Raw genomic sequence first — 11,742 nt, 5'->3', positions numbered from 1 at the left:
GTTTGCGCACAAGCGTATAGAACCGGAGCCACGTCACACAATGGCGTCGAGCGGTAGCAGGAAGCACGCCAGTGAACTGACGTTTAGCATTGCCACGTCGCGCCTGCAGTAACCCAAAGAAGAGCAGTTACGCGGTTTACCGGTCGCGACGGCCAAGGGCTTCCGGGCCTGGTCCGGAAAAGAAAACGCCGCCCGAAGGCGGCGTTTCCAGGGCCCGGAACCGACCCGGATCAGTCGACCGGATCCATCGTCGCTTCGGAGCCGTGCGCGGCGATTTCCACCCCGTGCGTGGCAACGGATTCGCCATCGCCCTCGTCGTCCAGCGACGCGTCCAGCCGTTCGATCGCCTGCAGGGTTTCGTCCGCCGCCATCCGCATCAGGGTGACGCCCTGGGTGTTGCGGCTGACCTGCGAGATCTCCGCCGCGCGCGTGCGCACCAGGGTGCCGCCATCGGAAATCAGCAGAACCTCGTGGTGGTCGGACAGCTGCACCGCGCCGACCAGCAGGCCGTTGCGCTCGGTGGTCTTGAGCGCGATCACGCCCTGGGTGCCGCGTCCCCTGCGCGGGTATTCCTCGGCCGGGGTGCGCTTGCCGTAGCCGCGTTCGCTGGCGGTGAGGATGTCGCCGTCGCCGTCGACCACGATCAGGCTGACGACCTTGGCGCCGGTCGGAGCCTCGTCGCCCTCGCCCTCGCCTTCGCCTTCGGCCAGGCGGATGCCGCGCACGCCGGTGGCGGTGCGGCCCATCGAGCGCACTTCGCTCTCGGCGAAACGCACGGCCTTGCCGTTGCTTGCGAACAGCATGATGTCGCGGGTGCCATCGGTCAGCTCCGCGTTGACCAGCGCGTCACCCTCGTCGAGGTTGATCGCGATCTTGCCCTTCTGCAGGCGGAAGGCGAACTCGGTGAGCGGGGTCTTTTTGACCGTGCCATTGCGGGTGGCGAAGAAGACGTACTTGCCTTCCGCGTACTCGCGCACCGGCACCACCGCCTGGACCTGCTCGCCGGCTTCCAGCGGGATCCAGTTGATGATCGGGCGGCCGCGCGCGTTCGGACCGGCATCCGGCAGCTGGTGCACGGACAGCCAGAACACGCGACCGGCGCTGGTGAAGGTCAGCAAGGTGTCATGGGTGTTGACCAGCCAGAGCTTGTCGATGAAGTCCTCGTCCTTGGTCGACGCCGCACTGCGGCCCCTGCCGCCGCGCTTCTGCGCGCGGTAGGCGCTGACCGGCTGGCGCTTGGCGTAACCGGAGTGCGACAGCGTCACGACCACGTCTTCCGGCGCGATCAGGTCGAGGATGTCGAGGTCTTCTTCCGACGCGCGGATCTCGCTGCGGCGCGGGTCGTTGAATTCTTCCTTGAGGTTGCGCAGCTCCGTGCGGATCACGTCGAGCAGCACGGCCGGGTTCTCGAGGATCTCGATCAGGCCGCGGATGGTGTCGAGCAGCTGCTTGTATTCCTCTGTCAGCTTGTCCTGCTCCAGCCCGGTGAGGCGGTGCAGGCGCATCTCGAGGATCTGCTGGGCCTGGGCCTCGGTCAGCTGGTAGCGACTATCGATCAGGCCGACGCCGTTCGGCAGATCTTCCGGACGCGAAGCTTCGGCGCCGGCGGCGGCCAGCAACGCACCGACCAGGCCCGGCTCCCACGTGCGCGCCAGCATGCGGTCGCGCGCCTCGTTCGGGTTCGCCGACGTCTTGATCAGCTCGATCATCTCGTCGATGTTGGCCAGCGCGACGGTGAGGCCTTCGAGGATATGCGCGCGGGCGCGGGCCTTGCGCAGTTCGAAGATCGTCCGGCGCGTCACCACTTCGCGGCGGTGGCGCACGAAGGCTTCGAGGATCTGCTTGAGGTTCAGCAGCTGCGGGCGGCCGTCGACCAGCGCCACCATGTTGATGCCAAACACCGACTCCATCTGCGTCTGCTGATAGAGGTTGTTGAGCACCACTTCAGCGGACTCGCCGCGCTTGACCTCGATGAAGATGCGCATGCCGTCCTTGTCGGACTCGTCGCGCAGCTCGCTGATGCCCTCGAGCTTCTTTTCCTTCACCAGCTCGGCGATCTTCTCGATCAGCCGCGCCTTGTTGACCATGTACGGGATCTCGGTCACCGCGATGGCTTCGCGGCCGGTGTCCTCGTTGACCTCGATGTCGGCCTTGGCGCGCATGCGCACGCGGCCGCGACCGGTACGGTAGGCGAGCTGGATGCCGCCGACGCCGTTGATGATGCCCGCGGTCGGGAAGTCCGGGCCGGGGATGTAGTGCATCAGCCCGTCGATGTCGATCGCGGGATCGTCGATCAGCGCGATCGTCGCATCGACCACTTCGCCGAGGTTGTGCGGCGGGATGTTGGTCGCCATGCCGACCGCGATGCCGGCGGAACCGTTGACGAGCAGGTTCGGCACCCGGGTCGGCATGACCGTGGGCTCGAGTTCCTTTTCGTCGTAGTTGGGCTGGAAGTCGACGGTTTCCTTGTCGATGTCCGCCATCAGCTCGTGCGAGAGGCGCGACATGCGCGCCTCGGTGTAACGCATCGCCGCGGCGGAGTCACCATCGATCGAACCGAAGTTGCCCTGCCCGTCGACCAGCATGTAGCGCAGCGAGAACGGCTGCGCCATGCGCACCAGCGTGTCGTACACCGCGGTGTCGCCGTGCGGGTGGTACTTACCGATGACGTCACCGACGATACGCGCCGACTTGTAGTACGGCTTGTTGCTGTGCGCACCGAGCTCGGTCATCGCGAACAGCACGCGGCGATGCACGGGCTTGAGACCATCGCGGACATCGGGAAGCGCGCGGCCGACGATCACGCTCATCGCGTAATCGAGGTAGCTGCGGCGCATCTCGTCTTCGAGGTTGACCGGGATGATTTCCTTGGCGAGTTCTGCCATTCGGGTTCCGTATGGGTGCGTTTGCATCGGGCCAGGAGGCGAGGCAAAACCATGCCCGAGCGGGCGGGTTTTGCGGCTCGCTCAGGGCGGCTTCAAAAGACGTGAAATCTTAGCACGGATCGGCCTTTCAAGGGCCCCTGATTCCCACGCAGAAACAGGCACTTACGCGCATTTTCGGAAGCCGTTTTGAACCCGCCCCGCCGGCCAGTCGCAGGACCGGCGGGACGGCGCCGGGTCAGGCGCCGAACGCGGCCTTCATGGCGGCTTCGTCCGGACGCTCGACAACCCCCTTTTCGGTCACAATCGCATCGATCAGCTCGTGCGGGGTGACGTCGAAAACAGGGTTCCAGGCGCCGATGTCGTGTGCCGCCGTGCGCACGCCGCCGATGGCGAACATCTCGCCCGGGTCGCGCTCCTCGATGTGGATGGCGTCGCCGGACGGCGTGGCCATGTCGACCGTGGAGGACGGCGCGGCGACCATGAACTTCACCCCATGGTGGCGGGCGGCAATGGCCAGCTGGTAGGTCCCGATCTTGTTGGCGGTGTCGCCATTGGCGCAGATACGGTCGGCGCCGACGACCACCCATTGCACGGCGCCCGTCTTCATCAGGTGCGACGCCGCGGCATCGGCGATCAGGGTCGGCTGGATGCCGTCCTGCTGCAGTTCCCACACCGTCAGGCGGGCCCCCTGCAGCCATGGGCGGGTCTCGCCGGCGTATACCCGGCCGATCCGGCCCTGGGCGACGCCTGCGCGGATGACGCCCAGCGCGGTACCGAAACCGGCGGTGGCGAGCGAGCCGGTATTGCAGTGGGTGAGCACGCCGCTTTCGGGCGCGATCAGGGCCGCGCCGAGCGCACCCATGCGGCGGTTGGCGGCCAGGTCCTCATCGTTGATCGCCTGCGCTTCACGCACGCTCACATCGCGCCAGTCCGGACCCGCCGCGCCCAATGCCCGACCCATGCGTGCCAGCGCCCAGGCGAGGTTCACGGCGGTTGGACGTGCGTCGTTGAGACGCTGCATCGGCGCCTCGAGCTTGCGCGCGGCTTCCGCACCGTCGGCGGCTTCGATCTTCATGCCCGCGAGCACCACGCCCCACGCAGCCGCGATGCCGATCGCCGGCGCACCGCGCACGGTCAGCGAATGGATGGCGGCGGCGACGTCGTCGCTGGTTTCGCAGCGCACGTATTCCGTGTGGAACGGCAGCTTGCGCTGGTCGAGCAGCTCCAGGGCGTCGCCGGTCCAGCGGATGGGACGGATGCGGTCGTAGCGGTCGAAGTCGATGGTGTTGTCCATGGGGCAATTGTATGCCCTGCGGATGCAACAGCCGCCGGGCGACTACGCGCGGCCGAAGTCGAACGCCAGGACATCGGCAATGCGCGTCGTACCGAGCATGGCCATCATCAGGCGATCGACTCCGAGTGCAACGCCGGCACAAGCGGGGAAACCGGAATCCAGCGCCGCCAGCAAGCGCTCATCGCGCGGTGGCTGCGCATCGCCGCGTTGCACGCGCCGCCGCAGGTCATGGTCGAAGCGCGTCCCCTGCTCCGCGGCATCGGCGAGCTCGTGGTAGCCGTTCGCGATCTCCAGCGGACCGAGGTACAGCTCGAAGCGCTCGGCTACGGGCGGATCACCAGCGCGGATGCGGGCAAGTGCGCATTGCGAGGCCGGATAGTCGTACAGCGCCAGCAGCTGGTCGGCGGGAAACGCAGGTTGCAGGCGGTGCGTCATGAGCAGGTCGAGCCAGTCGTCGCGGGTCAGGCCCTGCGGGTCGATCACGACATCACCCAATGCCTCGCGCAGTTCGGCTTCGCTCGCCGTTGCGGGGTCCACGCGCAGCTGCTGTCGATACAGATCGTGGTAGCTCACCTGCGTCAACTCCGCGTTGCGTCCCACCAGCGCCAGCGCGGTGTTGACCACCGCCGCCGCTTCCTCGATCAGCCGGCGATGGTCCCAGCCGACCCGATACCACTCGAGCATGGTGAACTCGGGGTTGTGGCGGCCACCGGCTTCGCCATCGCGGAAGACGCGGCCGAGTTCGTAACAGTCGCCCAGGCCCGCAGCCAGCAGCCGCTTGAGCGGGTATTCCGGCGACGTGCGCAGCCAGCGCCCGCGCGGCGCTCCATCGGTGCGGCCACTGAATTCGAGCGAGAACGAGGCGATGTTCGGATCGGTATTGCCGGCGCGCGACAACACCGGCGTCTCGACTTCGAGCACCTCGCGTTCGGCAAAAAATCCGCGGATGGCGGCGTTCAGGCGCGCACGCAGGCGCAGGGCCGCAAACGAAGCCGATGGCTCCCAGTCGCGGGTCACTGTCCGTTCCCGGCGAGAAAGGCGAGCAATTTCGCTTCGTCCCAGATCTCGATGCCGAGTTCCTGCGCTTTGGCGAGCTTGGAACCCGCCGCTTCACCGGCGACGACGAACGAGGTCTTCTTCGACACGCTGCCTGACACCTTCGCCCCGAGGGCTTCCAGCCTGGCTCCGGCTTCATCACGCGACATCGCCTCCAAGCCGCCGGTCAGCACGACGGTCTGGCCGGACAAGGGCCCTTCGGAGGCGCGTTGCGGTGCGCCTTCCTTCCAGTGCACGCCATTGGCGCCGAGTGCGGCGATGACTTCGCGGTTGTGCGACTCGGCGAAGAAATGGGCGATGCGCGCCGCGACGACGGGACCGACGTCCGGCACGTGCCTCAGCGTTTCCACATCGGCCTCCATGATCGGAGCGAGCGCGCCGAAGTGTTTGGCCAAAGTCTTGGCGGTGGACTCGCCCACATCGCGGATGCCCAGTGCATACAGCAGGCGTTCCAGCGTGGTGTTGCGGCTCGCATCGATGGCGGCAATCAGGTTTTCCGCCCAGCGCGTTGCCACCTTGCCGGCCTTCACGGTCTCCGGGGTGATGCCATCGCGCTCGTCGGCGCGGCGCTTCATCTCGAGGAAATCATCGAGCGTCAGCTTGTAGAGGTCGGCAACGGTGTGCACATGATCTAACTCGACCAGCGCCGTGATGAAGCGCTCGCCGAGGCCCTCGATGTCCATGGCGCGGCGCGATGCGAAGTGGAACAGCGCCTGGATGCGTTGCGCCGGGCAGAACAGCCCACCGGTGCAACGTGCGACCACTTCGCCTTCCTCCCGCTCGACCGCCGACCCGCAAGCGGGGCATTGCGACGGCATCACGAACGGCGGATGCAGCGGATTGCCCTGCTTGTCGCGCGGGCGCCGTTCCTCGATCACGCGCACGACTTCGGGAATCACGTCGCCGGCCCGGCGGATGATCACCACGTCGCCCTTGCGCACGTCCAGGCGCGCAACCTGGTCGGCGTTGTGCAGCGTGGCGCGCGTTACCGTGACGCCGCCGACGTGCACCGGATTCATCAGCACCCACGGCGTCACCGCGCCGGTGCGGCCCACGTTGACCTCGATCGATTCGACGGTGGTGGCTTCTTCCTGCGCCGGATACTTGTGCGCGATCGCCCAGCGCGGCGCGCGCGAGACGAACCCCATGGCGCGTTGCTGGTCGTAGCGATCCAGCTTGTAGACCACGCCGTCGATGTCGTAGGGCAAATCGTCGCGCTGCTGGCCGATGTGCTCGAAGTATTCGAGCAGGCCTCCGGCGCCACGCGCCGTGGTGACCTGCGGACTCACCGGCAGCCCGAACTCGCGCAACAGGGCGAGCGTCTGCGAATGCGTGGGCGGTAGCTTCAGGCCTTCCACTTCGCCCAGCGAATAGGCGAAGAACGCGAGCGGCCGCTGCGCAGTCACGCGCGGGTCGAGCTGGCGCAGCGAACCGGCGGCGCCGTTGCGGGGATTGGCCAGTGTTTTTTCGCCGTTCGCCCGCGCCCACTCGTTGTAGCGCTCGAAGGCGGCCTTGGGCATGTAGACCTCGCCGCGCACTTCGAGCACGGCGGGCGCCTTGCCGCGCAGCTTCAGCGGAATCGCACGCACCGTGCGCAGGTTGGCGGTGACGTCCTCGCCGGTGGCACCGTCGCCGCGCGTGGCACCGCGCACGAACTGCCCATGCTCGTAACGCAGGCTGATGGCCAGGCCGTCGAGCTTGGGCTCGGCGGAAAACATCGGCTCGAAATCGCCGGTTTCCTTGCCGATTCGGGCGACGAACTCGTGGATTTCCTCGGGACTGAAGGCATTGGCCAGCGACAGCATCGGCACCGCGTGGCGGACTTCGGCGAACTTCGCCGACGGGGCGTTGCCTACGCGCTGCGTCGGCGAGTCGGTCGAGGCCAGCTCGGGATGCTCGACTTCCAGCGCCTGCAACTCGCGCAGCAGGCGGTCGTACTCGCTGTCCGGAATGCTCGGATCGTCAAGGACGTAATAGCGGTAGTTGGCGTCTTCGATCTGCTGGCGCAGTTCGGCAATGCGGCGGGCGGGGCCTTGGCTCACGTGGATCCTGCGCTCGATGGTGCGGCGATCCCCCGATTGTAGTGCGCAGTAGTGCGCAGCCTTGTGGACCCGCTGTTTGCGGACAGCAAAAAATCTCAGGGACGGACGTCCTACGGCGGGGAAATCGACCGCCCAGACCGGCTGCCGCGATGCCTGGTTCGAAGTATTACCAGCGCCCGGGCCTGGTCAGCGGCGGCACTTCGCGCTGGCGGTCCCAGGCCCGCAACTCGTCGCGGATATGGGCGATGCGTTGGCGGCCGAGCGCATTGCGCGACTCGTCGAGCACTACGCCGTCGAGCAGTTCGGCCATGCGCTGTGCCGTCGGCAACATGGTCTCCCATGCGTCCAGCGCGGCCGTGGGTGCCGGCAGGGTGAGGAAGAACGCGATGGCCGGGGTTTCCATGGCCTGGATGTTGGTCATGTCGAAGCTGCCCGGCTTCATGATGTTGGCGACGCTGAAGACCGGTCCACGCTCGGGATGGTTGTCGATGAGGCGGTGGAACACGCCCATGTGTCCATAGGACAGCCCCGCTTTTTCCGCGGCAACCACGATGTCCGGGCCATGCAGCTTCGCGCCGGCGCGTGCCGCGAGATACAGCGTCACGATCTTTTCGAAACTCTCGTCCGAGCGCTTGCCGAGGTCGCTGCTCGCCTGGACTTGGCCGCTGCCCGCGGCGTCGGCGGCCAGCTCCAGCTCAGCCTGCGTGGCGCGTTCGTCGTAGTTGTCCACGACCTCGCCGTTGCCGCTGGCACTGTTGAGCGTCGGTTCCGGGCGCGGCGCGAACGCATCGGCGATGCTGGGGCGCGGGACCCGCTTGCCCTGTTCCTGCTTGCGCGGCCTGCCGAAGAATACGATGGCGCCGATCAGGATCAGTCCGGCGATGGCGATCGCGATGCGCAGCAGGGTCGTGTCGGACATCGTGCGTTGTCTCCGTTCTTTGTCGCGATTTACGCGGCGCCGGCCAGGCGGGTGGCTTCGGCCAGGTCCACGGACACCAGGCGGCTGACACCGGGCTCGCGCATGGTCACGCCCGAGAGCTGCTGCGCGGCTTCCATCGTCGCCTTGTTGTGCGTGACGAACAGGAACTGTACCGCTTCGCTCATCTCGCTGACCATGGCGGTGAAGCGGCCGACATTGGCTTCGTCGAGCGGCGCGTCCACTTCGTCCAGCAGGCAGAACGGCGCCGGATTGAGGCGGAAGATCGCGAACACCAGCGCGACTGCGGTCATCGCCTTCTCGCCGCCGGACAGCAGCGAGATGTTCGACACGCGCTTGCCCGGCGGGCGCGCCATGATCGCGACGCCGGTGTCGAGCAGGTCCTCGCCGGTGAGTTCCAGATAGGCATGGCCGCCGCCGAACAGGCGGGGATACAACTCCTGCACGCCGGAATTGACGCGGTCGAAGGTGTCCTTGAAGCGGCCACGGGTCTCGCGGTCGATCTTGCGGATGGCCTCTTCCAGCGTTTCCAGTGCCATGGTGAGGTCCGCGTCCTGCGCGTCGAGGTATTCCTTGCGCTGGGCCTGCTCCGCGTGTTCCGCGATCGCGGCCAGGTTGACCGGTTCGAGGCGGCGCAGCTTGCCGTCGAGGTCGGTGACGACCTTCTCCCACGCCGACGGATCGGCATTGTCGGGCAGCGTGTTGACCACGTCCTCGATCACGAAGCCGGCCTCGACGATCGCCGCGCTCAGCGTTTCGGCCTTCAATACCAGCGCCTGCTGTTCGAGGCGGCGCTGGCCGATGGCTTCGCGTTGCGAGATCGCCTGCTCGTCGCGGGCGTGGCGGGTCTGCTCGAACTGGCGCAGTTCGTTGTCGATGCCGTCGAGCGTGGTGCGCGCGGCGGCGAGGTTCTGTTCGACGATGACGCGCTGTTCCAGCGCGACCTGGCGCTGCTGGTCGAGCTGGTGCACGGGCTCGTCGCCCTCGGCGAGCTGCTCCGCGAGTTCGCCCAGGCGTGAATCAAGCTGGCCGCGCTGGCCGCCCATGCGGTCGAGGCCCTGCATCAGGCCGGCGATCTGGGCGCGCTGGGTTTCCACCGACAGCAGCAGCGCCTGCGCGGCATCGCGCGACTCGCGCGCCATGTTGCGGGCCTGTTCGCGCGCATCGGACAGCGCACGGCGTTCGGCGTCGAGCGCAATGCGCACGTCTTCCAGTTCGGCCATGCGCATGACCGCCTCTTCCTGGCGCGCACGGGCCTCACTGGCTTGTTCGCGCGAACCGCTCAGGGAGCTGGCGAGCTGGGCGAGTTCGGCATCGATCTTTTCGATGCGGCCGCGGGCGTTGTCGAGGCGGCCCTGCTGGCTCTGCAGCTGGCCGGCCAGTTCGGACACGCTGCGGTGGGCCATGTACAGCGCGCGCTGGGCGTCTTCGCGATGCTGTTCGGCGGCAAGCAGGCGATCGCGCCAGGCGGTGATGCCACGCTCGAGCTCGTGCTCGCGGTGCTGCAGTTCTTCGATCTGCGCGCGCAGCGTCTGGATCTCGCGCTCGCGCAGCAGCGCGCCCTGCTTGGCGGCACCGGAGCGCAACACGCGCACCCAGCCGGCGCCGAGGCGCTCGCCATTGCGGGTGATGACGGACTCGCCGTCGCCGAGCTGCGGCAGCAGCGCGCGCGCCTCGCCCAGGGTTTCGGCGGTGTGCAGCTTGGCGAGGATGCGGCGGATCGCGATCGGGCCCTGCACCTTCGACGCCAGCGAGGTCGGGGCGAACGTGACGGCCTCGTTGTGCGGATCGACCAGCGAGAGGCGGCCTTCGCCGAGATCGCCGATCGCATCGACCAGCGCCTCGGGGGCTTCGACCAGTACGCCTTCGATCAGCTGGCCGAGCGCGCCTTCGACGGCGTTTTCCCAACCCGGCTCGACGACCAGCTTCTCGCCGACGCGAGCCGCGTTGTCGAGGCCACGCTGGCGCAGCCATTCGGTCGCGGCGCCCTGCTCCTGGCCCAGCGCGGCGTGCTGCAGCGTTTCCAGCGAGGACAGGCGTCCACGCGAGGTCTGCGCCTGCTTGCGGACCTCGGCGAGCTCGGTCTGCGCGGCGCGCTGCTGGTCCTGCAGTTCCGTCAGGCTGTGTTTGCGGGTCTCCAGCTCGGTGGTGAGGCTGTCGAGCGATTCCTTCTGGGTGTCGTGCTGCTCCTGGATACCGGCGAAGGCTTCCGCCAGCGCGGTCAGGTCGAGGCCGGCACGCTCGGTCGTCAGCGATTCGCGACGGCGATCGGCATCGAGCGACTGGCGGTCGAGGTGTTCGATGCGGGTGCGTTCGACGTCGGCGGCGCGGGCGGCTTCGGACTGCGCACGGGTATGCGTATCCCAGCGCTGCTGCCACTCATTGAGCCTGGTTTCGGCGTCGCGCAGCGCGTCCTGGCGGGCGATGTCTTCCTCGCGTAGGTGTTCCAGGCGCGGCTCGGCTGCCTCGATGGCGTTGCTCAGCACGTCGAGCTTCGACTGGTCGTTGCCGATGTGCGAAGCGATCTCGGCCAGCTGCGTCATCGCCTCGTCGCGGGCGCGCTGCAGGCGCGTGGACATCTCGCGCTGGTGCTGGATCTGCTGTTCGATGCGCGCCAGTGCCCCGCCGACTTCGTAGCTGGCGCCCTGGGCCTTGTTGAGGTTCTCCGCGGCTTCCTCGCGGCGCACGCGGCCGGTTTCGATCTCGCGCTCGGCTTCGCGTTGCTCGGCGATCAACTGCTGCAGGCGGGTTTCCTGCTGGCCCAGCTTCTCGCGCTGGGTCTGCAGTTTCTGGTCGAGGACGCGGTGCTCCAGCGCCTTCCACTCGGCGTCCTTCACCTTGCGCTCGGCCTGGATCGCCTGGTACTGCTCGGCCTGGCGCGCCTGGCGCTTGAGGTGTTCGAGCTGTTTGCCGACCTCTTCGCGCAGGTCGTTGAGGCGGTCGAGGTTCTCGCGGGTGTGGCGGATGCGGGTCTCGGTTTCCTTGCGGCGCTCCTTGTACTTGGAGATGCCGGCGGCTTCCTCGAGATAGACGCGCAACTCTTCAGGCTTGGCCTCGATGACCTGGCTGATCATGCCCTGCTCGATGATCGAGTAGCTGCGCGGGCCCAGGCCGGTGCCGAGGAACAGGTCGGTGATGTCGCGGCGGCGGCACTTGGCGCCGTTGAGGTAGTACTGGCTCTGGCCGTCGCGGCTGACCACGCGCTTGACCGAGATTTCGTTGAACGCGGCGAACTCACCGGTGATCGTGTGATCGGAGTTGTCGAAGATCAGCTCGACCTGCGCCTGCGATACCGGCTTGCGCGCCGAGGAACCGGCGAAGATCACGTCGGTCAGCGAGTCGCCGCGCAGTCGGCTGGCCGAGCTCTCGCCCATCACCCAGCGCACGGCATCGATGATGTTGGACTTGCCGCAACCGTTCGGACCAACGACGCCGGTCATGTTGGTCGGCAGGTGCAGAGTGGTCGGATCGACGAACGACTTGAAGCCGGAGAGCTTGATGGTGGAAAGACGCATGTGGCGCGGGTGC

The 11,742-nt window shown here is 67.4% G+C and carries 6 protein-coding genes; all 6 read right to left on the bottom strand.

The features are described 5' to 3' along the window. Positions 1-230: 230 nt before the first annotated feature. Positions 231-2,885 (bottom strand): DNA gyrase subunit A, encoded by a 2,655-nt coding sequence (gyrA, locus tag ACXJJ9_RS04695; protein WP_457096040.1) that lies wholly within the window; start codon positions 2,883-2,885, stop codon positions 231-233. Between the two features lie 235 nt (positions 2,886-3,120). Continuing rightward, on the bottom strand, positions 3,121-4,179 hold the full coding sequence (gene mtnA / locus ACXJJ9_RS04690; RefSeq protein WP_457096039.1) for an S-methyl-5-thioribose-1-phosphate isomerase: 1,059 nt from the start codon (positions 4,177-4,179) through the stop codon (positions 3,121-3,123). A 42-nt stretch (positions 4,180-4,221) separates the two neighbouring features. Continuing rightward, the gene (gene epmA, locus ACXJJ9_RS04685; protein WP_457096038.1) at positions 4,222-5,196 is read right to left on the bottom strand and encodes an EF-P lysine aminoacylase EpmA; all 975 of its coding nucleotides are present in this window, start codon (positions 5,194-5,196) and stop codon (positions 4,222-4,224) included. Beyond that, on the bottom strand, positions 5,193-7,283 hold the full coding sequence (gene ligA, locus ACXJJ9_RS04680; RefSeq protein WP_457096162.1) for an NAD-dependent DNA ligase LigA: 2,091 nt from the start codon (positions 7,281-7,283) through the stop codon (positions 5,193-5,195). Before ligA ends, epmA begins: the two co-directional genes overlap by 4 nt. 160 nt (positions 7,284-7,443) lie before the next feature. After that, positions 7,444-8,196 carry a cell division protein ZipA gene (gene zipA, locus ACXJJ9_RS04675; protein WP_457096037.1) on the bottom strand — a complete coding sequence of 251 codons (753 nt, stop codon included), beginning with the start codon at positions 8,194-8,196 and terminating at the stop codon, positions 7,444-7,446. 29 nt (positions 8,197-8,225) lie between these two features. Then, on the bottom strand, positions 8,226-11,729 hold the full coding sequence (gene smc / locus ACXJJ9_RS04670) for a chromosome segregation protein SMC (RefSeq protein ID WP_457096036.1): 3,504 nt from the start codon (positions 11,727-11,729) through the stop codon (positions 8,226-8,228). Positions 11,730-11,742 lie beyond the last annotated feature (13 nt).

Source organism: Lysobacter sp. P5_B9, from assembly GCF_054049835.1.
Note: the sequence above shows the minus strand (reverse complement) of the source record. Positions and strands in the feature narration are given on the sequence as shown.

Bases quoted from the DNA above. Each gene is read 5' to 3' on its own strand.
- gyrA (WP_457096040.1), bottom strand. From the start codon at position 2,885: ATGGCAGAACTCGCCAAGGAAATCATCCCGGTCAACCTCGAAGACGAG.
- mtnA (WP_457096039.1), bottom strand. From the start codon at position 4,179: ATGGACAACACCATCGACTTCGACCGCTACGACCGCATCCGTCCCATC.
- zipA (WP_457096037.1), bottom strand. From the start codon at position 8,196: ATGTCCGACACGACCCTGCTGCGCATCGCGATCGCCATCGCCGGACTG.
- smc (WP_457096036.1), bottom strand. From the start codon at position 11,729: ATGCGTCTTTCCACCATCAAGCTCTCCGGCTTCAAGTCGTTCGTCGAT.